Origin of the sequence: Segatella albensis DSM 11370 = JCM 12258 (assembly GCF_000426565.1) — a bacterium.
GTDB classification, from domain to species: domain Bacteria; phylum Bacteroidota; class Bacteroidia; order Bacteroidales; family Bacteroidaceae; genus Prevotella; species Prevotella albensis.
In genome coordinates, this window is sequence record NZ_KE384541.1 from 1 (window position 1) to 26,154 (window position 26,154).

Below are 26,154 nucleotides of genomic sequence, written 5' to 3' on the forward strand. Positions count from 1 at the left end.
TGCTATGCATATCCCTCCCGAGGATGTGCAGAAGACATACACAGCAGTTCATATTATACATATTCCCCGGAGGGGATACCTCTGAGATAACCGGGGGTCGCGAAGCGTACCCTCGGAGGAAGGATGACAGCATACCTCATAGCACCCCAGAGGGGTACACGAGCTATGACAGACGCAGGACGGGCACACCCTCCGGGGTGCACTCACACAGACCATCATACATACCGAGGGTCTGCTATCGCAACCCCCGGTTATCACAGCGACAACCCCTCCGAGGTATGCACACAGATAGGCATATCGACTATCCCTCGGATGGGAAACCTCGGGGGTATGTATCTCAAGAGCGATGTGCTCGGTCTCTGAGCTATGTCTTATATATTCAGAAACAACATTAAAACTACAGAAATATGAAAAGGAAACCTAGTTGAAAATATCGTTACATCCCCTGAGGAATGATGAGGAAACCACCTCGCGCACTACATTCCACGGCAGCAGGCAGATCATGGGTATTGACGATTTGTGATTTCAAGTCCAACCCCTTACCGGCATCCGTCACGAGGATATAATTCTCAGCTGGTAGATTCAGAGCCTTGAGGTCGATTTTCAGCGTTTGTTTCTCGTCTTTACCATTGATACCGGCAATAAACCATTTCTGTCCCTTTCTACGTGCCATTACCACATATTCGCCAGGATAACCCGCCAAAAGTCGGGTATCATCCCATGTCGTTGGAAGATAACCGAACAGCGCTTGCTCCACCTTTCGCTTAGGTTCAAGATAACTTTCCGGACGATCGGCCAGATGCTGCAAAGAGGATTCAAAAAGTATGGTGAGTGCCAACTCGTGTGCATCCGTCGTAATATGCGGATGTTGTGAATCAGAGAAAGTACATGGCGTATAATCCATTGGCCCCACCACATTACGGGTGAAAGGCAAAGTGGCATTATGTGCAGCAGCACGACTTGTGAGATCACCGCGATTATTATACCATTCGGCACCATACACGCCCTCCGTTGATACCAAGTTAGGAAACGTACGTTGCCATCCGCGCGGAATCGTAGCGCCATGGAAGTTGACTAGCAGATGATGTTTGGCAGCACTTTTCAGCAAATCGATACAGTATTCCATCGTAGCCTGCGTATCACCATCGAAGAAGTCGATTTTCACACCACTAACACCCATCTTCTCACACCACGCAAATTCCTTTTCGCGCTTCTCCGGATCGTTGAGTCGGTATTTCGGTCCTGGAGCACCATCAATCCATCCCGTCGTAGAATTATACCAGATAATCGGTTTCACGCCCTTGCTGAGACTATATTTCAAAGCATCTTCTATCGTATAGCCATCTTTCATCTCGTCCCATTCCGCATCGATGAGCACATAAGGCAGATGTAGCGTCACGGCCATATCCACATATTTCTTGATGATGTTATAGTCGTTGCTGCCATGATTATATGCCCAATAGATCCATGAAACCACACCGGGTTTTATCCACTTCGTGTTCAGGATCTCACAAGGTTTACTCACATCTGTTACCAATGTCGATGCAACGATGTCTTTCAGCGTACCTAGCATGACCACGCGCCATGGAGAATGCCATTTGCCCGAAACCTGTTTGTCGGAGCGTCCCAAAGTTACGCGGTATTGGTCACGCTGTCCGGCATTATCAAGCGAAGAGGCACTATGCTCACTTTCTATGTTGGCTTCAGTGAATAGCGCAAAAGCATCCTGCTGCGGTTCCACAAGTGCCGGATAGCCCCAATGTGTATTCGCATCGTTACCATCGGTAGCGAGTGGGAAGAACTGTTCGTAAGCATCCGTATATTTCTGAATCCATCGGCGAGTGCCATCGGCGATGAGATATCGAGTCTGTTCATCTTTCACCACCGTAGGACGAGCGAAACGGGTTTCGTAGCGGAAGGCGATACCATCGTTGAACATCTGCAAGGCCACTTCCACTTTCTTGCCTTCTGCATTGTGAAACAACATAGAATATCCGTGTCCTTTTTTCGAAATATGCGACTTTTTGCCTTCTATCATATCATAGTTGACTTCGAATTCCTTTCCATCAAAGATGTTAACAAAAGTAAGACTTGTAAGGTCTTCGTCAGAAGTCTGTAGTCCGAAATCAGAAATCTCCGTCATCATCTTGCCATCATAGCAGACGACGAGTTTATTCTTATCCCATCGTGCTACGATTTTTCCATTCGGCGACTTAGCCACCTGCGCCAAGGCAGAAAGGCTTGTTAAGATTAGTAGTGCTAATAATTGTATTTTTTTCATGATGGTTGATTTATTTCAGTTGGCAAAAATACACTTTTTTATTGAAAATCGCAAATTAATCATACAAAAAGGCTCCTTGTCGTGAGAACAAGAAGCCTTTGTATGATGCTATCATCGCAAATTAATGATTACGCAGATTCCATTTTGAATTATCGCTCGAGAAATCATATTCGGCCAATGTCGGCGTACTATCGCCGGCAGAATAGATACAATATCTCTTATTGTCACCCTCCATACCTGGAATAGATTTCGGCATGATGCGATATGTGCCATCGACGAGTTGTTCGATACGCCATAGTTGGTTGTCAGCCCCCGTATATACCGGTGATGCGGTAAGTTCTTTGCCGTCCGTAGCCGTCAGCGCGCGCTGAGTGCCCTCGATGGTAATCTTGAAATACGGATTAATCAGATAACCGCCCTTCTCGGGAACAGGCGTGATCGTCCAGCGCTGATGAGGACGGAACATATAGTCACCACAGCGTATAGCAATATCACCCTTAGGCCAACCTGCCTCTACATCAGCGAGTTGCTGTGCCGGAATCTTTCTAAGCGGTTTACTCAGATCCATGTTCCAGAATCCCTCTCGTTCCTGTGGGATGCGTACGAAATCCACGGCCAACTCTAAAGCATATCCACGACGTTCCGACTCAATCTCAAAGGTACCGCCCTTGAATTCTTCACCGGCTACAGGCCATCCATTCTTCCAGAGCAATGGTCGGATGCCCAGCACACTTCTTCCGCTACGATCAAAGTCGGCTTCATAATGGCATGACATGATTTCTACACCTTCGTCGATGACGGTTCTACCGAAGTGACCAGGACCACATACTCTGCCGCCCGCTGCTATCACCATGCGCCCGCCACCATGGAACATATCTCTGCCCACGTTATCGACATACGGACCTTCGACATTTTTAGAACGTCCCACTACTATATTATAGGTAGAATTCACGCCATCGCAACAGGTGCCATGAGTGCCGAGCAGATAAAACCACCCGTCACGATAGATGAGATCGGTGGCCTCGCAGTCGATGGCAATATCTTTCTCTTTGTTTCCCTTTATGCGCTCACCTGTTCGTGGGTCGAGTTCAATCAGACGAATCGTTCCAAAATAGGTGCCATAGCTTACCCACAACCGGCCCGTATTAGGATCTATCAGCAAACTAGGGTCAATGGCATCTTGGTCTTCCATTCCATCAGAAGCGCATACTTCAATAGGTTTAGTGAATTTAAAATCAGGAGATTTTGGATCTAAGGTCTTGTTCCACATCGTAAGAATCCTACCATTGTGACCGCCACCAAGACCGCCACCGGTAGCACCATAGATTACGAGATAGCGGTCACCTATCTTCATGACATCGGGGGCTGCACCGCCACCGGGACGCTCTGCCCCACTATGCCACGACCATCCATCATCACTGATGAGACCGCCTCCACCCGTACCAAATGTATAATATTTACCATCACACTCTGCAATAGTAGAAGGGTCGTGAATATAAGGGGCACCAATCTGTGCCTCCGCTGTTGCCGCCAAAGCAAGGGCCGCAAGAATCGTATAAAGTTTTTTCATTATTTTAAGGTTATCGTATATTGATTAGTGATAGGTTTTCCATTCTCGTCGATGAAGCGTACACACATGTCGCTGAGTCCCGGTCCGTTGATGACGGCCACGCGCAGAATGTTACGTCCCGGTTTCAGATTGATACGAGCCGACATACCATCATCCTCCACCATTCTTCTGTCACCCGAGAGCATCAACACCTGTTTACCGTTGAGCCACCATGAAGAGGCTCCGTTGCTGCCCGCTGCTAAACGCACATTCTTCAAGCCCTTAGGACAGTCGATGATGGTGTAAGCCCAAAAGAGCGAGCCATAAGTTTGATCACCATATTTCTCGGCGAATCTGAAGAGTTTCACGTTGAAGTTCTCACTATCCAAGGCATGCCACTTCAGATTTTGTGTACCTACCTTCTCACTTTTCCCTGCCTTAGGCAAGGCCGTCATCTGACCTTTAAAATAAGTCTTGTTGAAAGCCTTATCGAGATAAGAATCCGTGAAAATGACATTCGACTGCACATCTTGTTTGATTGGTTCGAGCATCATCCAACGGCGGATAAAGCCTTCACTATCCGGAGAAATACTTTGAGTCTGAGCAGGTGCAAAATATTTAGGTCGGTTCTTGAATTGCAACCAGTCGATACTTGCTGGTCTATCTTCACATGTTACTACAAGGTTTATTGTTCCCTGTGGCTGATAAGACAATGGTACTGTGAGTGTTAACCATTGATTACTAAGGTCGCGCTTAAACATTCCCTGTCCACTCTTCACGATGATCGGCACGCGTGCGATCACCCTACCATCGGCACTTTTCTCACGAATAGCAATCTCCGTATTCTCAGCAGCTTTTACGCTGACCATAACGTATCCGTCATGAACGGAGGCAAAGTCAACACCCTCGTATTTTATCCAACTTCCTTTATTCTTGAGCATAGCATCCATGCCTAGGAAATAATCGGTAGTATCTACATATTCTGTCTGTACATCATTGCTGGCACAAGAATATCTATCTACTTGGATTCTGTCTGTAGCCTTATTGATGCCTACACCGCGCATAGTCGATTTAACTTCCTGTATCGTTCCGTCTGCATTAAAGTAGAGACGCTCGATGCAGACAGAGCGGTTCTTATCGAATTTAGGCGAATAGTCATTATGATGATAGAAGAGATACCATTGACCCTTATAGTTAACGATGCTGTGATGGTTGGTCCAGCATCCGTTGGCATGCTCCTTCATGATAATGCCTTTAAACTGCCATGGTCCTAGCGGATGGTCGCTCATACTGTAGGCCAAGGTCTCGGTACCGTTTTTCTCTCGCACCCAAGGGAAGGTGAGATAATACTTTCCTTTATTTTTAAAGACAAAAGGCCCTTCTTTGAAACCATCAGGCAATCCCTCCATCAGTTTCTGTTCGCCATCCAGTTCTGTCAAGCTCTCTTTCAGTTTGGCGCCACGCAATCCCATGCCGCCCCAGTAGATGTAGGCCGAGCCATCATCGTCGAGCAATACACAAGGGTCTATACCCATGAGTCCCTTGATTGGTTGACTTTCACAGGAGAACGGTCCGGTAGGGTTACTGGCTGTAGCCACACCGATATTGAAGCCACGTCCGTCCCTCGGTACGTTAGGGAAAAAGAAATAATATTTACCATTCTTATAGACACAGTCGGGCGCCCACATCGAATAGCCATCATGCTTGCCCCAAGGCACATCTTTCTGGTCGACGATTACGCCATGATCGTGCCAGTTCACGAGGTCGTCGGAAGAGAAAACATGATAATCTGCCATGCAGAACCAGTCTTGCTGCTGTCCCTCCGGTGCAGGGATGTCATGTGAAGGATAGAGATATACCTTGCCGTTGAAAACCCTTGCTGTAGGGTCGGCAGTAAATTGTCCCGAGATGATCGGGTTCTGTGCCTGAACAGAAAGCGCAATGCCAGCGAGCATTAAGCCTATCGTTCGTTTTTTCGAGTTGTTAGTTGTTTTGTGTTTCATACTATTATTTAATTTCGTATGCAAAGGTATAGAATTTGCGTTGAATTTACTTTGCAAATCTTCTCAAATTCTTTCACAAATGTTTCATTCTTGATACAAAAGTCTAAATATGCCTCTGTATGTCTTCTTCTTGGGGTAATATGCGAGTTTTTTCTTTGTGAACAGAGACGAATATTGGCAAATAAATTGTATTTTTGCAACTCTTATTAGTGATAATAAAAAAATAAATATATGTCAAGAATAGAAGAGGACAAACGTACCGTTCGTCAGATGGTGGAAATCTATTGCCATGGCAACCATCATACACGCGAAGGACTTTGTGAAGAATGTCGCACGCTTTTAGAATATTCCCATTTCCGCCTCGACCATTGCAAATTTGGTGAAAACAAGACCACCTGTAAGGTTTGCCCTGTACATTGTTATAAACCTGAGATGCGTGAACGGATGCGCCGTGTGATGATATATGCGGGACCTCGTATGTTGTGGCATCATCCTTTGGCTACCCTCCGCCATTTGTGGCGCGAAATGAGATAGTATGATTACGACAAAATCCCGAAGGCATCCCGAAGGAATATTTTGTAATCTTTAAACTTTGACTTGGGAATTGTTAAAGGAAATCATGTGCTGTTTTGGGCTCGTTCTAGAACAAACTAGAACCTAACAAGCTCTAAAACACCCCAAAACTCATTCTCAAGAAGTTGAGCTTCCGTATGAAGTTAACTGCATCGGCTTACGCAGTTAACTTCGTAAGTTCACGCGAATAGGTCTGTAGCCTTACGCAGTTAACTAAAAATGCTGATAATCCCAGTATATTTCGATGAACAAATTAGAGCGAAATGTATAACTATCTGATTATCAGTTGGCTACATTTTGCTCATAATTTTGATATTCATAATTAAACCGTCACGAATTCTGAATTTGCGAATTATGAGCACTTATCTTCGGTTGAAATTTAAGGAAATTAAAATTCATTAAACTTTCCTGAATTCAACTTGCAAGTGCAATGCCACTGATAACACACATAAAAAACTCTTATACGCCGAACACGTATAAGAGTTTCTTTTTATCTTAACGTAAGATCAAACTGGTTATAATTCTTTTTCAGCCTGTTTTGCTTCCAGCAACGTACTGAATACGTGTTCTGCCGCAGCAATACTACTTATGGCAACAAAATTAACAACATCTGTCTGCCCATTATCCCAATAACGTTTCACGCGCATGGTGTTCCCCGCCAAATCTAGAACATCGGCCTGAATAACCTTCCTGCCCTCATACGAATTTATGGCTATTATGACATTGCCCCTGTCCAATGTCCACATCGTATTATGAAGATACGTCTCCTTTGCCCAATTGTTCTTGGCTTGAGCCACATATTCTCCAAATATACAATTTCCATTCGACTCAATGTAAACTGCGTCTACAGATAATGTTTCGTCGGAATTATCGACACTATACCACATGCCTTCAATTTGATTGGTTGTCACTGACGGTGTTCCTTGCCATGCTATTGTCCCGTTATCCTCATCATTACTACAAGCCACCAAAGCCATTGAACCTAATACCATACCTAACACAAGAGTAGCTGATAAATAAAACTTTTTCATAAGTCAAAAAATAGTTAGTTAGTAATAAAGAAATTAGTAATAAGATATTATTTTGCTATAGATCTGCTGCCTATGCAAGCTATCCTGTATACGTTATCCCGTTGTTAATTAGGAAATTACTGTTTACAATCGCAATAATAAGAAAAAAACATGAAAGTTCCAAATAAAAAACACACTTTTTCACTTTGCGGAAAATTTGATGGCGTTTTCGCCGTCTGCGTGCTTGGCTAACCAACCGGGTATTTCTACGATTCTGACGGGAGACAAGAAACAAATTTAGGCACACACCATACAACGTATAATTACTTAATCGGTTGCTTTCCGAAAAGATTTCTTAATAAATTCTCCTTATTTAAAAAGAATTTTCTTAAATTTGCAGCGAATTGTGGCATCATGAGTTTACCTCATTTCCATAAATGAAGAAAAGAATAGAAATTAAAATGATATAAAGAAATGGAATTAGCAAGTAAGTACGACCCTAAAGAAGTTGAGTCGAAATGGTATGAGTACTGGCTCGACAACAAACTTTTCAGTTCAAAACCAGACGGACGTGAACCTTATACGGTGGTAATCCCTCCTCCTAACGTCACTGGTGTACTGCACATGGGACACATGCTGAACAATACTATACAGGATATCCTCGTGCGCAGAGCGCGCATGGAAGGCAAAAATGCTTGTTGGGTACCTGGTACCGACCATGCTTCTATCGCTACGGAGGCTAAAGTGGTAAATAAACTGGCGCAGGAAGGTATCAAGAAAACTGACCTCAGCCGTGAAGAATTCTTGGAGCATGCTTGGGACTGGACTCGCGAACATGGCGGCATCATCTTGAAGCAGTTGCGCAAACTCGGTTGCTCTTGTGACTGGGGCCGCACAGGTTTCACCATGGACGAGACTCGTTCTAAGAGTGTTATCAAGGTGTTCGTCGACCTATATAACAAGGGCTACATCTATCGCGGTGTACGCATGGTAAACTGGGACCCTCAGGCTCAGACGGCTCTGTCTGATGAAGAGGTAATCTACAAGGATGAGCACTCTAAACTCTACTATCTGAAATATTATGTAGCATCTGAGGACCAGGACAAGATTGAGCGCAAGGATGAGGGCAACGTGATGCATAAGGACGAGAAGGGTTATTATGCTGTTGTTGCTACAACTCGACCTGAGACCATCATGGGTGACTCTGCGATGTGTATCAACCCAGAGGATGTGAAGAATACTTGGCTCAAGGGACTACACGTCATTGTACCATTGGTAAACCGTACCATCCCTGTCATTGAGGATAGCTATGTGGATATTCAGTTTGGTACCGGTTGTTTGAAGGTAACCCCTGCTCACGATATCAACGACCACGCTCTGGGCTTGAAGCACGGATTGGAAACCATCGATATCTTCAATGACAATGGTACTATCTCTGAAGCTGCCGGCATGTATGTCGGTCAAGATCGTATGGACGTGCGCAAACAGATTGCCATCGACTTGCAGAATGCTGGTTTGATGGAGAAAATCGAGGACTATGATAATAAGGTGGGATTCTCTGAGCGCACCAATGTGCCTATCGAACCAAAACTAAGTACACAGTGGTTCTTGAAGATGCAGCACTTCGCTGACATCGCTCTTGGCCCTGTGATGGATGACGACATCGAATTCTATCCTAAGAAATATAAGAATACTTATCGCCACTGGCTCGAGAACATCAAGGACTGGTGTATCAGTAGACAGCTGTGGTGGGGTCATCGCATCCCTGCTTACTACTTTAAGAATGCTGAAGGCAAGAATGAGGTTGTCGTAGCAGAAACTGCAGAGGAAGCTCTGAAGTTGGCTCAACAGAAAAACCCTGCCGTGAAGGCTGAAGATTTACAACAGGACGAGGATGCCCTCGACACATGGTTCTCTTCATGGCTCTGGCCTATCTCTCTCTTCGATGGTATCAACAATCCTGACAATGAGGAAATCAACTATTACTACCCTACTGCTGACTTGGTAACGGGTCCGGATATCATCTTCTTCTGGGTGGCTCGTATGATCATGGCCGGCTATGAATATCGTGGCAAGATGCCTTTCAAGCATGTTTACTTCACAGGTATCGTTCGCGATAAGTTGGGACGAAAGATGAGCAAGAGTCTTGGTAACTCTCCTGATCCTTTGAAACTCATCGAAAAGTATGGTGCTGATGGTGTACGTATGGGTATGATGCTTGCTGCACCTGCCGGAAACGATATTCTCTTCGACGAGAGCTTGTGCGAACAGGGTCGTAACTTCAACAATAAAATATGGAATGCATTCCGACTGGTTAAGGGTTGGAATACAGCAGACATCGAACAACCTTTGTGCAACAAGACTGCAGTAGCTTGGTTTGAGGCCAAACTGAAAGAGGTGAACGATGAGATGCAAAAGCAGTTTAAGGAGTATCGTATCTCTGAGGCGCTGATGACCGTTTACAAACTCTTCTGGGATGAGTTCTCTAGCTGGTATCTGGAGATGGTAAAACCTGCTTATATCAACGGTGAGGCTCAGCCTATCGACAAGACTACTTACGAGGCTACTTTGAAGTTCTTTGATGCGCTGCTCAAGATGTTGCATCCATTCATGCCGTTCATCACCGAGGAACTCTGGCAGCATATCTATGATCGCAAGGAGGGGGAAAGTATCATGCGTGCAACACTCGAGTTGCCTACTCCTAGTGCTGATGACCTGAAGTTGACGGCTGATGTGGAATTGGTAAAACAGATTGTGAGTGGTGTTCGTACCGTTCGCAACCAAAAGAATATCGCTCCAAAAGAGCAACTCGAACTGCAGGCTGTCGGCGAAAATAAATTCGAGGCTTACAACGAAGTGATCTTGAAGATGGCTAACTTGAAGGCTATCAACGTGGTAGCAGAGAAGACTGCCGACGCCAGTGGCTTCATGGTAAGCACGGATGAATATGCCGTACCTGTAGGTGATTTGATCGATGTAGAGGCTGAATTGGAAAAAGCTCAGAAAGAACTGGAACACCTCGAAGGCTTCTTAATGAGTGTTCGCAAGAAACTAAGCAACGAAAACTTTGTGGCTCATGCTCCTGAGGCTGTCGTTGCACGCGAACGCAAAAAGGAAAGCGACTCTCTTGAAAAGATTGCTGCCCTGAAGGACACAATTGCTGAGCTCAAGAAGAAGTAATAGTGAAATAGATTATTACATATATGAAGAAAATCCTATATTTTATAATAGGAGTATTGGTAATCCTCGTTGGTGCAACATCTTGCTCCGACGAGGATTCTTCTGTTTCTATCGAAGAGAAGTATACTCAACAGACGATACTGATGTATCTGCCTTGGACAGGGGATGTTTCGGGTGGCAGCAGTGGATTATACCGTTTTTTCCTTGATAATATTGATTCTGTGGAAGCGGCTATCGTAAAAAACAAGGGAACGAATGGATGCCGCATACTGGTGTACATCAATGATAGACCGCAACGGGGTTGTTTGTATGAAATCAAGTATGGAAACAACAGATGCATTGCAGATACGATTCAAATGTATTCTGGAAATGGATTCACATCAAGCAACGGTATCGCGCAGATCGTGGGTGACGCTTTTAAGTATGCACCTGCTCTCAACTATGCGATGACTATCGGCTGTCATGGCAGCGGTTGGACTTACAAGGAGGATTGGGTGAACTATCCTTCTGAGGTAAAGGGCGATCGTTATTGGAGACTGGGGGGAACATCTCTCTACGATGAACTCTACTTCCATGATACGAGGTTCTATGGTAGTGTGAGCAAGTATGAGGGTATTCAGCAATATGGTGTAAACATTGAGACTTTGGCAGAAGGACTCAAGATGGCGCTCAACGAGATTACTTATCCTGTGGGATTCAGACACAAACTGCAATACTTGCTCTTCGATGACTGCTATATGTGTAATATGGAGATTGCTTATCAGGTAAGAGATGTGACGAACTTCATGGTAGCCAGCACAAGTGAGGTGATGGCATTCGGGATGCCTTATCGTTCGATGTGGAGCAGTATGCATGGCAGCAACCCTTCTTACTCGGGGATGGTAAATGCTTTCAATGCTTTCTATACCAACTATTCGAGTCCATATGGTTCTATCGCGGCCATCGACTGCCGAAAGACTGAGGATATGGCGGCCATCATGAAGGAGATCAACAAGAAATATACTCTGCCTGATTCGCTTCGCGACAGCATTCAATGCCTTGACGGTATGTTTACGCTGGATCGACCAGGATTGTTCTTCGACATGAAAGATTATGTAGATCATTTGTATGACATGAATGGTGTCAGCATCACCAAAGCTAACGGTGATAATCTGTACACGAATTTCTGCACGACTTTCAATGAGATGGTGGTAGCTAAAAAGTCTACACCTTATTTATATACTAATCTGTCTATATTTCGCTCTGCACCTTTCGAGGTGAAGAAATTCAATGGTATTACTTTGAGTGATTTCTCTGTTCACCCTGTTGCTCTGATCGGTAAAGAGAAGACTGCATGGTGGAAAGCTACGCATTAGACCAATTTATGACTAAACAGAATTTTGAAATAAACAATTAACTAATGGAATATTTTATTATAGAAAATGGTCAGCAGGCGGGCCCTTTTACGCTTGACTTGCTTAATGAGAAGAAGATAACATCGGAAACGCTTGTATGGAACCAGTCGCTTACGGATTGGACTCCTGCTTGGAAAATTGAAGAATTACGTCCAATCCTTGATGGTACTTATGTTCCTTCTGAAGAATACCAGGCTACACACACTCAACAAACAACACAGATGCCACCTATCCCTCAGTCTTTGCAGCAGAATGCGCAACCTGCTCAGGAACAACCTAAGAAGGGTAACAAACTATGGTTGGTAATTGGTGGTATCATCGCCTTCTTCTTGTTGATTATGGCTTTCACTAATCCTGATCGTGACCAGCATATGAATGCCATCAAGACAGAATTGAACGAGGCCATCACTAAGGCTACTTCTGATAATAATGATGATCTTTTCTCTAAATGCATCGGTGCCTTCACTCGCATGATCACCGGTAATCTCATCAATGTAGCACTCAACGATATGTTGGATTATCACAACTATATCATCTTCTCTAAGTCTACAGTAGAGTTTAATGATGAGGAGCATACCGTGGCTTTCGGCTTCCTCGGAAAGGTGTACACGGCTAACGATGACGATATTCTGAAGGCTCTGCAAAACGAGAAAACGAAAGTCGACAGCAATGATGCTGATGATGACAACTCTGAGGTGGATGCCCAAAGTGATAATGACGACAAGACAGATGTAGATGAAGACGGCAGCGAAAAGAAATTGGAAGATAAGGTAGAAAAGGTGGCTGGACAGGTAAGCGACAAGGTCAGCAAAAAGGTCACCGAAAAACTAGATAAGAAAATCGACGAGGTGACAGATTCATCGACAATCAATAAGATTATCGATAAAATCCTTGACCTCTTCTAAATGATTATTCATAATCATCTATCACCTCATTAGTGAAATCCATCATTGGCTTGGCGACTTTGCAGTATTTCTCAAATTCGTCAAGCCATTTTTTTTGTGCATAGAAATCGTCTGGAACAACACGCCATACACAATAATCCTTCATTCGAAGATATTCGATGTGTTCATAGTCACGTGGAAAATCTTTCGGACAGGTTTTTAGGTGGTCTATGCCAAAACCTTTCTCGGAGATCTCACCATTCCACGTCCACTTTCCTTCATTGGCATATCCGAAATAGCTTACAAACTGTCCGTTCTCTACACATTCTCTCCATTTGTCAATACGCCCCATGATATCATTGCGCATGGCTGTAAGGATATTGGTAGGCAACCAATAGGCACCTGCAGAAACCAGACAATTACCTGGTTCTATATGGATGTAGTAACCTGCGTGCAGACTCTTCTTCCCTTTGGCACTGATGTAAGCACCAAAATGGGTTTTATACGGTGATTTGTCTTGGGAAAATCTGATATCACGATTAAATCGGAAGATACAGTCTTTTGGGGTGAGATGGGCTATCGATTCATCAAAAGTGGAAATTCTGGCAATTGCTGCTGCCACACCTTTCTTGAATTCTTCGCGACAAGCATCATATTCAGTTTTGTGTTCATAGAACCAATCTCGATTGTTGTTGGCAGCAATCTGACGTAGGTATTTGATAATTCTCTTTGTATCCATTCTCTTAAATATATAATTTATGAAATGAAAAAATCCATGTAATGTTCTTCCTAAGAGGCAAGAGCTGACTATCTGAGTTTGGAATCTTTGATGAGTTTCGGACAGATCTTCTCAAATTCACACTTCTCACACATCGGATGCAGACTTTTGCAAACATAACGTCCATGAAGCAGCAGCCAATGGTGGGCTTGGGGAATAATTTGTTCGGGGATGTGCTGCATCAGATAGTCTTCTACTTTGCGGGGAGTGTTGGCATCAGCAGGAACCAGTCCCATACGATGACTTACTCGATATACGTGGGTATCGACGGCCATCGTGGCCTTGCCAAACCATACCGCCTGAACAACATTCGCCGTCTTTCTTCCTACCCCAGGTAACTTGACCAACAGGTTGGGATCGCTGGGCACTTCGCCATGAAAATCACTCTCCAGCATACGACTCATCGCTACGAGATGCTTTGCCTTGGCATTGGGATAGCTCACCGATTGCACATATTCTAACACATCTTCTACTTCGGCTTGAGCCATACTGTGTGCATCGGGATAACGGGCAAAAAGAGCTGGTGTTACCTCGTTGATACGTTTATCCGTGCATTGGGCACTAAGCAGCGTAGCCACCAATAATTGAAAAGCGCTACCAAAATGTAGTTCGGTAGTTACATTTGGTAGCGCCTTCTCGAAATAATCCAGTATTACCTGGTATCTTTCTTTTCTTGTCATATCAAAATCCACAAGGGATAATTATGCTTACCTCTTACTTCTTAGCAGCAGTTGCAACGCCACCTTTGTAAGCTTTGTTCAGACCAGCGATAACGTCGTTGGTGATGTCGTAAGCCTTATCAGCATAAAGCAGATTGTCACCGCTCTTGCTCAGGATGATACTATATTTCTTATCTTTATTGTATGCCTTCAGATAATTGGCAATACTGTCATGAAGAGCTTTGTTATACTTAGCAGTTTCTGCCTGGAACTCATTGCCCAAACGCTGCTGCAAGCCCTGAAGATCAGCCTGCTGACGCTGCAAATTAGCCTGAATGGCCTCTGCCTGCTCACGGGTGTAAGCATTCTGCTGAATTTTCTGCTGGAAGTTTGCTGCAGCAGCCTGAAGCTGATTACCCTTATTGGCGATAGTCTTCTGGATATTGTCACTCTTCTTCTGGAGAAGATCAGAATACTCTTTAGCAAATGTGTACTGAGTCATGATTGAATCAACCTCAACATAAGCGATTTTAAGATTAGCAGGAGCCTTGGCAGTTTCTGATGCAGGTTCTACTTGTGGCTGTGATTTGTTACATGATGTCATGGCAAGCGCTGCAACTGCGGCAAATGCCAATGTTCCAAAAATGTTTTTCTTCATTGTATTTTAAACTTAATTTTTATACTTAATTGATTTAGAATCGTTTATCTATAGAATCTCTCATTTATAGAATTGCCTTCGCAAGGCATCAATCCTAATAAGCTCTGTTCTCTGCCCGAGCCTCTTTGTCCTGGTCGATAACGCAATGGATTCCTTGCTTTCTCAACCCAGGATTGTCATGTACATGCTGTGAGGAGAACTTGCCGTTCTTCTTGAATAATAATTTCACAGACAGTAAAGCTATACTGATAGCAATTATTAACACGCTTAATAGTAGAGTTTCTAACATTTTTATTACTTTTGCAATGACTTTTCAGACAATTAACACCGCAAAGATAGTGTTTTTATGCAAATTGACAAAATAAAATAACTTAAATAAAGTAATAAAATGGAGAAAAAGGATTTAAAACCTGCTTGTGTCTTTGAGCAGTTTGCTAAAATCAACCAGATTCCTCGCCCTTCTAAGCATGAGGAGAATATGATTGAGTATCTTAAAGAATTCGGAAAATCACATAATCTTGAAACTATCGTCGACGAAACCGGTAATGTCATCATTCGTAAAGCTGCCACACCTGGTTTCGAGAACAAACCTATGGTAGCTATGCAGAGCCATATGGATATGGTTTGCGACAAACTCGTGGACGTAGATTTCGACTTCCATAAGGATGCCATCCAAACTTATATCGAAGGGGAATGGCTGTGCGCTAAGGGTACTACTCTAGGTGCTGATGATGGTATTGGCTGTGCTATAGAACTTGCTATTCTTGCTAGCAACGACATTGAGCACGGTCCTGTAGAGTGTGTTTTCACTCGCGATGAGGAAACTGGTCTTACAGGTGCTTTCGGTATGAAGAGCGGTTTCATGCAGAGTAAGTATCTTATCAATCTCGACTCTGAGGATGAAGGTCAGATTTTCGTAAGTTGTGCCGGTGGTATCAACACTGTAGCTACTTTCAACTATAGGCGTGAAGATGCACCTCAGGATTACTTCTTCCTGGAGGCTTCTGTCAAAGGTTTGAACGGTGGTCACTCTGGTGATGACATCAACAAGAAGCGTGCTAATGCTATCAAGATTATGGCTCGTTTCCTTTACTTGGAGCAGGACAAGATGGATTTACGCCTCGCTCAATGGAATTCTGGTAAGATGCACAATGCTATTCCTCGTGATGGTAAGATTCTCTTCGCTGTACCAGCAGATAAGAAAGAGGAGGTAAAGGCAGACTGGAATGTCTTCTCTAAGGATGTTGAGGATGAGTTCCATGTTACTGATACCAACATGGTATGGAACTTAGCTAGTGCAGATGCTCAGACCGTATTGCCAAAGCAGGTTTCTCACAATTTGATTCTTGCATTACAGGCAGTAGACAACGGTCCTTTGACTAACTGTCAGGACGAGGCCATCGCTTGGATGGTTGAAACTTCTAGCAATGTGGCAAGTATCGCAACCGGCGAGGATAAAGCTGAAATCGTAAGTAGCCAGCGTTCTAACGTAATGAGCAACCTCAAGAACATGAGCAACTCTATACGTGCAACATTTGAGTTGGCTGGCGCTGAGGTTCTGCAAAACGATGGCTATCCTGCATGGAAGATGAATCCAAACAGCGAACTTGTCAAGATTACGGTAGAAGCTTACAAGAAGCTTTTCAATAAGGAACCTAAGGTTCTCGGTATCCATGCTGGTCTTGAGTGCGGACTCTTCAGCGAGAAATATCCAGAACTCGACATGGTAAGTTTTGGCCCTACTCTCCGCAATGTTCATACACCGGATGAGAAACTTCTTATCCCTACTGTTCAGATGGTATGGGATCATCTACTTCTCATCTTGAAGAATATCGACTAAGCTGATGAAATATAAGATGATTGTGCTCGACTTAGACGGCACACTTACCAACGATAAGAAGAAAATCACTCCTAAAACCAAGACTGCGCTCATGAGGGCGCAGTCGCTTGGTATTAGGGTGGTATTGGCTTCAGGACGACCTACCTATGGCATCACCAAACTTGCTGATGAACTTGAGATAGAGAAGCATGGCGGCTTTATCCTAGCCTTTAACGGAGGAAAGATAACTGATTGTGAATCAGGTAAGGTGGTGTTCGAACAGAAACTCGATGAAGAACTCGTGCCTACACTCTACAATGCGGCCATGAAGGCTGGCATGCAGATTCTTACTTATCAGGGCGAGGGTATCGCGGCTACTGAAAAAGATAACAAGTATGTTCTGGAAGAGGCTTTTATCAATAAAATGCCTGTAACACTTTACGATGATTTCCTGAATCAGATAGAATATCCTATCAATAAATGTCTTATTGTGGGCGACCCTACCCCATTACACGAATTGGAATTGGAATTAGCTCACCAAATGGAGGGCAAAATGAATATCTATCGTTCGGCAGCTTTCTTCCTTGAATGTGTACCTTTGGGTATCGATAAGGCACAATCACTAAACAGATTGATTGGTAGTTTGGGAATCACCCGTGATGAGATTATCGCTTGTGGTGACGGATACAATGACAAGAGTATGATAGAATTTGCCGGATTGGGTGTCGCTATGGCAAATGCTTCACGCGAAGTACAGGATTCTGCAGATTACATCACATATTCTAATGAAGAGGACGGAGTGGCTCATGTTGTAGAGAAATTTATTCTGAACGCATAGTCATATTGATTCTGTTGTGAATTATCATTCGATAATCTCTTCATGAATAAAATTGTTCAAAATGTCGGAACAAGCTCATAAAGAGTTCTTCCGACATTATTATTTTGTTACTTTTTTAATATTTTTTCTACAAAAAAAGTAACCAATTAGAAAAAAATATCTATATTTGCAATATAACTCTTTGAGATTAGTACACTAAATCATCAACTCGCTTCTGCGAATAGATTGACTAAAGACATGAGAATATTTGCGAAATTCATATTAATAACGTGTAGTTTTTTCTTTGGATTTGTTATCTTTGAAAGAATTGCAAACGGAATAGACGATCATTTTGTGATTTCTATTTTAGCTATTATCTTAGGCTGTATCTTAGTTCACGAACATTTGGGTAGAGAAATGGAGATAAACGAACTAGATGACACCATTCTAAAAAACATCAAAAACATGAAAAATGAAGAAAAGAAGAAAGCAAAGAACTAAGTGTCTTTGAAAAGGCACCTTACAATGATATATATCGGCAACTCATGTGTAGCTTTGCCGAGTCAAAATAAAATAGCATTTTTCTAGCAATTTATTTTTTTATTCGCAAAAAAAGTGCTATTTTTGCTTTTTTACGATATGAAACTAACACATTTTATATTAACCCAAATAATTTAAAACATGGAAAATCCCGTAGAGAAAGTACTTACAGGCGATTTCAACAAGCGTAAGGGTGTGATGTTCCTCATCGTAGCCTTGCTTACACTTTTCATCTGGAATATGCCTACCGACTGGTTTGGTATTGATAACCTCACCATTGTACAGCAACGAGTAATTGCCATCTTCGTTATGGCTGTCTTATTATGGCTCACAGAGGCAATCCCCGCATGGGCGACTTCTGTAACCATCATCTTTGTATTACTCTTCTGTGTAAGTGATTCGGCTTTCAACTTTCTTCAAGGTTCTGAGGGTTCTGCTGGCAAACTCCTCGACTATCAGGGCGTAATGGCATGTTTTGCCGACCCTACGATCATTCTCTTCCTAGGAGGTTTCATCCTTGCAATAGCAGCAACAAAAAGCAACCTCGACGTAAAGATGGCTCGGGCTATGATTGCACCATTTGGCAAGAAATCAGAGAATGTATTGCTGGGATTCATACTTATCACCGGCATCTTCTCTATGTTTATCTCAAATACTGCGACAGCAGCAATGATGCTCACTTTCCTTACACCTGTATTCAAATCGCTCCCTGCCAGCGGCAAAGGCCGTATCGCACTAACCATGGCAATTCCCATCGGAGCTAACATCGGTGGTATGGGAACACCTATCGGTACACCTCCAAATGCTTTTGCCTATAAGACACTCGGTGATCTCGGCATGAACATCGGTTTCCATACATGGATGGCCATCATGGTACCAATGGTCTTCGTCATGCTCATCGTAGCTTGGTATATCGTAAAAAAGCTCTTCCCTTTCGCAAAGAAAACTATTGAACTCGAAATCAGCGGTGACACAGAATGGAACTGGCGTACATGGATTGTAGCCATCACATTCCTCGTAACCATCCTGTTATGGATTTTCGGCAAGGATTTGTTTGGTATCAACGCAAACACCGTAGCCATGCTTCCTATCGCCGTGTTTGCGTTTACAGGCGTCATCACATCAGAAGACTTGAAAGATATCGACTGGGAAGTCATCTGGATGGTAGCCGGTGGTTTTGCTCTCGGATTGGCCATGAATGGTACCGGATTGGCAGAAAATGCCGTGAAGAGTATTCCGTTCTCTCACTTTAATCCAATCATCATCCTTATCATGAGCGGACTTATCTGTTATCTCTTAAGTAATTTTATCTCAAATACCGCCACAGCAGCACTTCTCATCCCAATCCTAACGGTGGTATGTCATGGTATGGGAGATAAACTATCTACCATCGGCGGTACACCCACTATAATCATCGGAATCGCAATAGCAGCAAGTTGCGCGATGATGCTTCCAATCTCAACACCACCTAATGCCATTGCCTATTCCACCGGGCTCATCGAACAGAAAGATATGGCCAAGGCAGGTTCCATAGTAGGCGTTATCAGCATGATCATCGGATATAGCGTACTCATCGTATTCTGCAAATTAGGAATTTTATAGTTTGATTTAACATACATCCACATAAGAAAGCAGGAAAGTCATTTTTCTGCCTTCTTTTGTTATGTGCAAGAAAAAAAATCTTTAACCATACAATAAAAGATAATAATGCGAGTTATCCATAAAGTGCAATTGCGAGAATACAAAAGAAATTCCGATTATTTGACAAGATATTCATATATTTTTGTTATTTTTGCATCCGCTATCAAAAAAATTAGTATCATCAATAGGATTTATATATAAAGAAACGCGAGGTAATGGGAATGAGACAATTAAAGATTAACAGAAGTATTACAAACCGTTCAAGCGAGGCACTAGACAAGTATCTCGCAGAGATTGCACGTGAACCTATGATTTCTGTCGACGAGGAGATAGAGCTCGCCGAACAAATTCGAAAAGGAGGAAGATTAGGCGAGCGCGCAAAGGAAAAATTGGTAAGAGCTAATTTGCGATTTGTAGTTTCTGTTGCCAAACAGTATCAACATCAAGGTCTTTCGCTTACCGACCTTATCGATGAAGGCAATATTGGTCTGGTCAAGGCTGCAGAGAAATTTGATGAAACCCGAGGCTTCAAGTTTATATCTTATGCTGTATGGTGGATACGACAAAGCATCATGCAAGCTATCGCAGAACAAAGTCGAATCGTAAGATTACCACTTAACCAAGTTGGCGCTGTAAGCAAAATCAGTCAGGCCACAAGCAAATTCGTTCAGGAGCACAACCGCCGTCCTTCTGTTCAGGAACTTGCAGAGATTCTTGACATGGACGAGATGAAAATTGAACAGAGTTTGAATGCCGACTCACATCATATGAGTATTGATGCACCTTTTGGTGATGATGACGACAATAGCATGGCCGACGTATTGGCCAGTGGCAGCGACTCAAGAACCGACCGTCAGGTTGACTTTGAGAGTATGACCATGGACCTTGACAAAGTATTGAAAGGTGTACTCAAAGACCGAGAACTTAAGATTCTGAAGGCTTGCTTCGGTATTGGTTGCCACGAGAAAGGCTTGGAGGAAATTGGTGAAGAGTTTGGACTTACTCGTGAGCGCGTTCGACAAATTCGCGAAAAGAGCATTGCCAAGATTCGTGAAAGTGGAAACGCTAAGATTCTGATGAAATATCTAGGGTAAAACAAGATTTTTTGAAAAAACTTCGAAAAAAGTTTGGTAGTTTCAGAAAATCTTCCTACCTTTGCACTCGCTTAAAAGAAATAAGGCTTCGTAGCTCAACTGAATAGAGCACTTGACTACGGATCAAGAGGTTCCGGGTTTGAATCCCAGCGAAGTCACAAATTTCGAGATAGGCAATTATACAAGGATGGCTTCGTAGCTCAACTGAATAGAGCACTTGACTACGGATCAAGAGGTTCCGGGTTTGAATCCCAGCGAAGTCACAAAAAAGAGTTCGGACATTTGTTCGAACTCTTTTTGTTTTCTATCATCAATCACAACTTGTAGTAATCGATCTATTCTTCTTATCTGGGGAGATAAGCACTATTCATCAAACCCATCTCTCAGTAAACGATTATTTTATTCTATAGAAATCAATGGAAGTGAGTTCAAAGAACCCACACCATCGATAAATATTGCAAAGGAAAGCCCTATTTCTGAGACTTCTCCCAATCATTCCATTCCTTCAAGGCCTCCTTCCAATCAGTCTGCTCACCACTTTCGATAGCCTCCTTTTCACGTAAAGCTTCATCACGAGTCTTATCACGCGCACGCTTAGCCTTCATCGACTCTATCGTGGCATCATCGAGGATACGGATGGCACCACGGTAAAGCGCATCATGCAACTCCTTCTCACCAAAAGCCTTACCAGGTTCATTGAAATCAGAGATATTGAATTCATAATTCACACGCAGATCGTGACGAATCAACTTCTGCTGAGCACGATTAGCCGAATTTTTCATTTTCAAAAGTTTGGCAATCTGCTCAAATTCATGTTGCGAAAACTTATTTCTACCCATGTATCTTAAAAAGTCCATTTAACTGCTATTGTTGGAATAGCATAGAATTTATTATTTTGTCCATTATCGTTCCATACAAAGTTGTTGGAAATCTCCACCTCAGAACCCAAGCTCAGGTTGATGTCATTCCACCCCTTCAAGGTGTTAAGGTTAAACCAAAACTGAGGTTCACTCAGCACAATAAGTTTACCATTGACATTAGGATTATACCACACATCACAGAAACCTGAGAAAGTACAGAGCTTATGAGCAAACGATACACCCCACACCTCAGTAAGTTGGAACCCACTGAAAGGATGAGCATTATAATGACGATTCTTGAAATAATACTTATACATCGCCTGCACCGAGAAAGTCCTAGAAAAATCAGTAGAATGCCAGTTCCATGCTCCTCCAGCAAGCACAGCATGCTGAAAACGAGTAGCCTGCCATGTATACTCATTACTAGAAATACCACCATTATACTCTACATGAGCAGCCCATTGCTTATTCTTAGAGAGATTAAACTCACGAGAAACCTCCCAATATGCGCCAGCCACGCCATCACGCTGATAGTCAATATCCGTAAAGAAATAAGTGCTGCCCCATCTGTCAGGCTTAAAGAGTTCTACCGTGGTAGTAACACTAGGGCGCGTGTCAAGATCCTGATATAGGGAATGTCCCAAATCATAATGCACCTGTATATTCTGAGCCACCATCGACGATGTAAGCATCAAAAGAAAAATAAATAGCAAACTAATTCTTTTCATATATTACTTGATTGTTCAGTTTAATGTTTGTGCAAAGTTAGCAATCTTTTTATAAATTCTCGTTACGAATATTAGAAAAATATTAATTTTCTCTATAATATTTGCTATTTCGGAGAACTAATGATATCTTTACTCTTGAAATTTTAAAAAACATATTGAATATGAAAAAAATGATGATGATAGCTACTCTCTTTGTAGCTACAATAAGCATGGCAACAGTAGCCAATGCCCAAGAAGTAAAAGACCAACCAGTAAAGAAAGAATGCTGCAAGAAGGCTGATAAAAAGTGCTGCGACAAGAACAAAGAAGATAAGTGTGGCAAATGCAAAAAAGCTGAAGACAAATGTAAAGAGGCTAAACAGAAATGCAAGAAAGCTGAAAACAAGTGTAAGAAAGCAGAAAACAAGTGTAAGAAAGCAGAAACAAAGAAATGCGACAAATGCCAGAAGGTAGAAGACAAATGCCAGAAATAAAAGAAATCCCTCACTTCACAGTGAGGGATTTTTCTTTTAATTGAACTTAAGAAATATATTTAGAAATTTAACGGAATTATCATTAAATAAAAAAACTGCAATGAATACCCCTCGATCCATTGCAGTTTGAATACCTAAATAATTATAACTTACCTTACCAATGAAAAAACTAAATCTATCGAAAGACCTCTTTGTATATACTTAACTCCAAACTTAAAAATGTAATGCGAATAGATCACTTTATATTTATATAACTCCCTATCTGTCATCACATTAGTCTCTAAAAATGTTGTATTGCAAAGATAATAGCAACCCCCGAAATCTGCAATAGATTCCGGGGGTAAATATTTTTGTTTTTGTGAACTTCTATTCATAAAACGTGGGAATATCACATTTACAAAATCAGAAGACACAAATCATACTTCTATTTTACTCTCATTTTGTATCTCCCGAGCTGTTTTTCCGATTTCTTTTCTACAAAAATTACTTAAGGCTGCCAAAGACGGGAAACCAAGTTCATAGGCGACTACTTTGAGCGGCTCATCATGACTACGAAGATAATTGGAAACCTTCTCTACACGACGCTCCTTCAACCAATCAGAAGGAGTTTTACCGAATTCTGATTTAAACAAACGTTGAAAATAGGAACGATCGAGTCCTATCGCATCTGCAAGGGCATTGACAGTGTTGTGCTTCTCTGCCATCAACAGAACCTTTGACTTAAAGGCAACTCTCTCACCCGAGAAAGGAGTCATAAAGCGACAGAAATCTTCGTTGCTCATGGTAGCTCTAAGAAGCATGAAGATTTCTGCCTCCTTGACGCGATACAACCGTATACACGACACACCCAAACGATAAATTTCCCGTACTTGATGATAAAAGTTTTTCACCAACTGAGCACACTCCAAGACATGCTCGTCCTTATACGACGTGATATGCGTACTATAACTCTCTGTCGGATGACGAAGTTGGAAATAATCACATTCTGCAAGAACCTTAACGACACCCAATATTACCATACTAGTATGTTGTTCGGCCCGAATCGAATATTTCACGTCGCACGACATCAAAGCTAGTTGTCCACTCTCTATCACGAATCCCTCGTGACAACAAGAGACTTCGATTCTGCCCTCATACAAATAAATAAGCGCATTTCTGGAATAATCACTCGGGGTAAAATTCTGACCCTCCTCCAAGTCGATAAACGAAAAACCTGTTTTGAGTTGCGGCACAAAACACCCCTTGTCTATTCTATCCTGTACATAATTTATAGCCATATTTTCTGCGAATGAATTTTTAAAAATAGGTTTATCGCGACAAATATAAATTAAAAGTATGAAAACTACAAGTTCTATAACGTTGAAAAAAGCTTAAAACCATTTGGCTTTTATAATTATTTATTCTATCTTTGCAATACTTTATATATAAAATAATGAGAGTCGAAATTAAAGAAGTTAACCAGAGACAAGAAGCGCGATTATTCTCGCAATTCGGAAACATGCTTTATGCAGACAATCCATACTATGTACCTGATATGGAGAGCGATATCATGAACATGGTCAATCATCGGCATAATGATTCAGAAGCAGAGACGATACCATTTCTTGCCTTCCGTGGTGATAAAGTAGCAGGTAGAATATTAGGTATCATCAACCATAAAGCAAACAGAAAATGGAACGTCAAAGTTGTACGCTTCGGATTTCTCGACTTTATTGATGATGAAGAAGTTTCACAAGCCTTGATTGCTGCTGTAGAACGATGGGGCAAAGCTCATGGGATGGAATCCATCCAAGGCCCAATGGGGCTTACAGACTTCGACAAGGAGGGCATGCTACTGGAAGACTTCGACAAGTTAGGTTCGATGTCCACCTTATATAATGCGCCCTACTATCCCAAGCATCTGGAGAAGATGGGATTCCGCAAACAAGTAGACTGGATACAGATCAGGGTAAACGTGCCCGATGAAGTTCCCGAACGTATCGCACGCGTGGCATCCATCGTCGAGCAAAGATTCAAGGTACATATCCACGTGATGACAACCTTCGAGATCCTCACAGGTTGGGGCAAGAGAGTATTCCAACTACTCAACGAGGCCTATGCCCCACTCTTTGGTTTCTCGGCTATAGAAGGCAAAGAGATGGATACCTTCATCCGAACCTATTTACCAATCGTCGACAAGAGCATGGTACCGGTAATCGTGAACGAAGACAACGAGATCGTTGGTGTGGCCGTGACGATAGGAAGTCTGTCCAGAGCATTACAAAAGACAAAAGGCAAACTCTTTCCCCTGGGCTGGTGGCATCTGTTGAAGAGCCTGAAACTGAAAAACGAGGAAGGCATCGATATGTTGCTCATCGGCGTAAGACCGGATATGCAAGGTATAGGAATCAACTCCTTGTTCTTCAACCATCTCATTCCCATCTATAAGAAGAAACATTTCAAATGGGCTGAGACGGGGCCGCAACTAGAAGATAACCATAAAGAACTTTCGCAATGGAAGAATCTGAATCCGCAATATATCAAGAGGCGACGTTGCTATACCAAAGACATTTTATAACTCAATCATTGAGCTCACTTTAAGAAGTGGGCTCAGATTTTCTTACATTCTGTTAAGGATCATCGAGCAAAACGCAAAAACCGCCTGCACTCACGTGTTGGCGGTTTGATAGTTTTAATTATATATGAAAAAATCTTACACTCTTATGAAGGATTTAAAATGTTAGGTGTAATAATACTCAAAATTATGATAACGGAGTAATTTCCGGAATTTATTTAACGATATTTAAACATAACCGAAAATCGCCCTACCATAGGTCGTGTACCCCTCCGGGGTGCTATACTAGTATACTGCCATCCTTCATCCGAGGGTACGCTCCGCGACCCCCGGTTATCACAGAGGCATCCCCTTCGGGGTATGTGTCTCGAGTGTGATATACTTCTCGATATACTGGAGAGCGATGTGCTCGGTCTCTGAGCTACGTCTTATATATTCAGAAACAACATTAAAACTACAGAAATATGAAAAAGGAAACTTGGAAAACGATTATCCAACTGGTGGTCTCCATCTTGACGGCCATCGCCACCACCCTCGGCGTCACCAGTTGCATGAGGGGCTGAAAATGCATGTATCCCCCGAGGATGCCATAGAGGTCATACACGGAGCGGTGCTTGCACGTATTCCCCGGAGGGGATACCTCTGAGATAACCGGGGGT

The 26,154-nt window shown here is 42.7% G+C and carries 23 protein-coding genes and 2 tRNA genes; 14 read left to right on the plus strand and 11 right to left on the minus strand.

Annotation, left to right across the window (positions count from 1 at the left end; genetic code table 11):
• Positions 1 to 436: 436 nt before the first annotated feature.
• The 3 genes from K333_RS0111145 to K333_RS12525 form a co-directional block, all read right to left on the minus strand.
• Positions 437 to 2,281 (minus strand): glycoside hydrolase family 97 protein, encoded by a 1,845-nt coding sequence (locus K333_RS0111145; protein WP_027452710.1) that lies wholly within the window; start codon positions 2,279 to 2,281, stop codon positions 437 to 439.
• 121 nt (positions 2,282 to 2,402) lie between these two features.
• Positions 2,403 to 3,851: a family 43 glycosylhydrolase gene (locus tag K333_RS0111150; RefSeq protein WP_024990566.1), complete on the minus strand. Its 1,449-nt coding sequence runs from the start codon at positions 3,849 to 3,851 to the stop codon at positions 2,403 to 2,405.
• A complete protein-coding gene (locus K333_RS12525) occupies positions 3,851 to 5,833 on the minus strand; it encodes a family 43 glycosylhydrolase (protein ID WP_081657264.1) in 1,983 nt (660 codons plus the stop codon). Before K333_RS12525 ends, K333_RS0111150 begins: the two co-directional genes overlap by 1 nt.
• Before the next feature lie 231 nt (positions 5,834 to 6,064).
• Between K333_RS12525 and K333_RS0111160 the strand changes: the two genes are divergently transcribed.
• Entirely contained in the window at positions 6,065 to 6,367 is a 303-nt protein-coding gene (locus K333_RS0111160) for a nitrous oxide-stimulated promoter family protein (RefSeq protein ID WP_024990565.1), read from the plus strand.
• 554 nt (positions 6,368 to 6,921) lie between these two features.
• On the opposite strand, the gene K333_RS0111165 is transcribed toward K333_RS0111160, so the two are convergent.
• On the minus strand, positions 6,922 to 7,437 hold the full coding sequence (locus K333_RS0111165) for a hypothetical protein (RefSeq protein WP_024990564.1): 516 nt from the start codon (positions 7,435 to 7,437) through the stop codon (positions 6,922 to 6,924).
• A gap of 453 nt (positions 7,438 to 7,890) precedes the next feature.
• On the opposite strand from K333_RS0111165, the gene K333_RS0111170 reads away from it, so the two are divergent.
• The 3 genes from K333_RS0111170 to K333_RS0111180 are packed head-to-tail and all read left to right on the plus strand — an operon-like array spanning position 7,891 to position 12,895.
• A complete protein-coding gene (locus K333_RS0111170) occupies positions 7,891 to 10,596 on the plus strand; it encodes a valine--tRNA ligase (RefSeq protein ID WP_024990563.1) in 2,706 nt (901 codons plus the stop codon).
• A 23-nt stretch (positions 10,597 to 10,619) separates the two neighbouring features.
• Positions 10,620 to 11,951, plus strand: a complete 1,332-nt coding sequence (locus K333_RS0111175) for a clostripain-related cysteine peptidase (RefSeq protein ID WP_024990562.1) — start codon at positions 10,620 to 10,622, stop codon at positions 11,949 to 11,951.
• 44 nt (positions 11,952 to 11,995) lie between these two features.
• Positions 11,996 to 12,895, plus strand: a complete 900-nt coding sequence (locus tag K333_RS0111180; protein ID WP_024990561.1) for a GYF domain-containing protein — start codon at positions 11,996 to 11,998, stop codon at positions 12,893 to 12,895.
• Between the two features lie 4 nt (positions 12,896 to 12,899).
• Here K333_RS0111180 and K333_RS0111185 read toward each other — a convergent pair whose 3' ends face one another.
• The 4 genes from K333_RS0111185 to K333_RS0111200 all read right to left on the minus strand — a co-directional run bounded on the left by K333_RS0111185 (position 12,900) and on the right by K333_RS0111200 (position 15,258).
• Entirely contained in the window at positions 12,900 to 13,613 is a 714-nt protein-coding gene (locus K333_RS0111185) for a DUF2461 domain-containing protein (RefSeq protein ID WP_027452711.1), read from the minus strand.
• A gap of 68 nt (positions 13,614 to 13,681) precedes the next feature.
• On the minus strand, positions 13,682 to 14,332 hold the full coding sequence (gene nth / locus K333_RS0111190) for an endonuclease III (RefSeq protein WP_024990560.1): 651 nt from the start codon (positions 14,330 to 14,332) through the stop codon (positions 13,682 to 13,684).
• A 34-nt stretch (positions 14,333 to 14,366) separates the two neighbouring features.
• The gene (locus K333_RS0111195; RefSeq protein WP_024990559.1) at positions 14,367 to 14,969 is read right to left on the minus strand and encodes an OmpH family outer membrane protein; all 603 of its coding nucleotides are present in this window, start codon (positions 14,967 to 14,969) and stop codon (positions 14,367 to 14,369) included.
• A 94-nt stretch (positions 14,970 to 15,063) separates the two neighbouring features.
• On the minus strand, positions 15,064 to 15,258 hold the full coding sequence (locus tag K333_RS0111200; RefSeq protein WP_024990558.1) for a hypothetical protein: 195 nt from the start codon (positions 15,256 to 15,258) through the stop codon (positions 15,064 to 15,066).
• 99 nt (positions 15,259 to 15,357) lie between these two features.
• On the opposite strand from K333_RS0111200, the gene K333_RS0111205 reads away from it, so the two are divergent.
• The 7 genes from K333_RS0111205 (at position 15,358) to K333_RS0111235 (ending at position 21,143) form a co-directional block, all read left to right on the plus strand.
• The gene (locus K333_RS0111205) at positions 15,358 to 16,809 is read left to right on the plus strand and encodes an aminoacyl-histidine dipeptidase (RefSeq protein WP_024990557.1); all 1,452 of its coding nucleotides are present in this window, start codon (positions 15,358 to 15,360) and stop codon (positions 16,807 to 16,809) included.
• Positions 16,810 to 16,813: 4 nt separating this feature from the next.
• On the plus strand, positions 16,814 to 17,626 hold the full coding sequence (locus tag K333_RS0111210; protein WP_024990556.1) for a Cof-type HAD-IIB family hydrolase: 813 nt from the start codon (positions 16,814 to 16,816) through the stop codon (positions 17,624 to 17,626).
• A 237-nt stretch (positions 17,627 to 17,863) separates the two neighbouring features.
• Complete coding sequence (locus K333_RS0111215; protein ID WP_024990555.1) at positions 17,864 to 18,106, plus strand: hypothetical protein; 243 nt, start codon at positions 17,864 to 17,866, stop codon at positions 18,104 to 18,106.
• Between the two features lie 180 nt (positions 18,107 to 18,286).
• Positions 18,287 to 19,747, plus strand: a complete 1,461-nt coding sequence (locus tag K333_RS0111220; RefSeq protein ID WP_024990554.1) for an SLC13 family permease — start codon at positions 18,287 to 18,289, stop codon at positions 19,745 to 19,747.
• A 260-nt stretch (positions 19,748 to 20,007) separates the two neighbouring features.
• Entirely contained in the window at positions 20,008 to 20,880 is an 873-nt protein-coding gene (locus tag K333_RS0111225) for a sigma-70 family RNA polymerase sigma factor (protein ID WP_024990553.1), read from the plus strand.
• Between the two features lie 84 nt (positions 20,881 to 20,964).
• Positions 20,965 to 21,038: transfer RNA gene (locus K333_RS0111230), tRNA-Arg, on the plus strand.
• Between the two features lie 31 nt (positions 21,039 to 21,069).
• Positions 21,070 to 21,143: transfer RNA gene (locus tag K333_RS0111235), tRNA-Arg, on the plus strand.
• Positions 21,144 to 21,350: 207 nt separating this feature from the next.
• On the opposite strand, the gene K333_RS0111240 is transcribed toward K333_RS0111235, so the two are convergent.
• Entirely contained in the window at positions 21,351 to 21,719 is a 369-nt protein-coding gene (locus K333_RS0111240) for a hypothetical protein (RefSeq protein WP_024990552.1), read from the minus strand.
• A gap of 5 nt (positions 21,720 to 21,724) precedes the next feature.
• Positions 21,725 to 22,468 (minus strand): nucleoside-specific channel-forming Tsx family protein, encoded by a 744-nt coding sequence (locus tag K333_RS0111245; protein WP_024990551.1) that lies wholly within the window; start codon positions 22,466 to 22,468, stop codon positions 21,725 to 21,727.
• A gap of 161 nt (positions 22,469 to 22,629) precedes the next feature.
• Here K333_RS0111245 and K333_RS12530 point away from each other — a divergent pair, with 161 nt between their 5' ends.
• Positions 22,630 to 22,941 (plus strand): hypothetical protein, encoded by a 312-nt coding sequence (locus K333_RS12530; protein ID WP_024990550.1) that lies wholly within the window; start codon positions 22,630 to 22,632, stop codon positions 22,939 to 22,941.
• 416 nt (positions 22,942 to 23,357) lie between these two features.
• On the opposite strand, the gene K333_RS0111260 is transcribed toward K333_RS12530, so the two are convergent.
• Positions 23,358 to 24,218 carry an AraC family transcriptional regulator gene (locus K333_RS0111260; RefSeq protein WP_024990549.1) on the minus strand — a complete coding sequence of 287 codons (861 nt, stop codon included), beginning with the start codon at positions 24,216 to 24,218 and terminating at the stop codon, positions 23,358 to 23,360.
• Positions 24,219 to 24,373: 155 nt separating this feature from the next.
• Between K333_RS0111260 and K333_RS0111265 the strand changes: the two genes are divergently transcribed.
• Both K333_RS0111265 and K333_RS13250 read left to right on the plus strand, forming a co-directional pair.
• Positions 24,374 to 25,498, plus strand: a complete 1,125-nt coding sequence (locus K333_RS0111265) for a hypothetical protein (protein WP_024990548.1) — start codon at positions 24,374 to 24,376, stop codon at positions 25,496 to 25,498.
• A gap of 461 nt (positions 25,499 to 25,959) precedes the next feature.
• Entirely contained in the window at positions 25,960 to 26,058 is a 99-nt protein-coding gene (locus K333_RS13250; RefSeq protein ID WP_154653026.1) for a smalltalk protein, read from the plus strand.
• Positions 26,059 to 26,154: the final 96 nt, after the last annotated feature.